Source organism: Achromobacter sp. D7-1 (genome assembly GCF_059760445.1).
Genome location: NZ_JCBAMT010000176.1, coordinates 1 through 637, shown reverse-complemented (window position 1 = coordinate 637; position 637 = coordinate 1). Strand labels below are relative to the sequence as shown.

General features: G+C 49.0%; 2 tRNA genes and 1 rRNA gene. All 3 read right to left on the bottom strand.

From position 1 onward, the window contains the following. Positions 1-211: 211 nt before the first annotated feature. Positions 212-287: transfer RNA gene (locus tag AC6LKD_RS32655), tRNA-Ala, on the bottom strand. A 23-nt stretch (positions 288-310) separates the two neighbouring features. Then, a tRNA-Ile gene (locus AC6LKD_RS32650) sits at positions 311-387 on the bottom strand. Between the two features lie 132 nt (positions 388-519). Further along, positions 520-637 (bottom strand): 16S ribosomal RNA (locus AC6LKD_RS32645); the annotation flags it as partial.

Sequence of the window (637 nt, the reverse complement as noted above, 5' to 3'; positions counted from 1 at the left end):
CTTGAGAACTTGGAACAAAATTAATGCAATCACAACCCGTACCTATCTTCATCGACTTGCGTCGAGTACTTGATAAGTACATTTTCGTTGTGCTTCTTCCAGATTGTTAAAGAACAAATATAGCTGTCAGGTAAAACCTAACTCATAACGCCGTTTCCACGACACTATGAGTTAGCCTCTACATCACCACCAGGTGAGTTTTGAGAATCAATGGTGGAGGTGAACGGGATCGAACCGATGACATCCTGCTTGCAAAGCAGGCGCTCTCCCAGCTGAGCTACACCCCCATATCCCGCATGCGCAGAATACTTGGTGGGTCTGGTTGGATTCGAACCAACGACCCCCGCCTTATCAAGACGGTGCTCTAACCGACTGAGCTACAGACCCAAAACCTTCTCGGATCAGCAGTCAGGTAGTTGGAGACCCAGGGAAGATTCCCTCGACCCAAGCCTACAACTGATCCCAGCTATATCAAACAACCGATAAGAGTGGACGCTTAACACGAGCACTTAAGCTCTGAAAGGAGGTGATCCAGCCGCACCTTCCGATACGGCTACCTTGTTACGACTTCACCCCAGTCATGAATCCTACCGTGGTAATCGCCCCCCTTGCGGTTAGGCTAACTACTTCTGGTAAA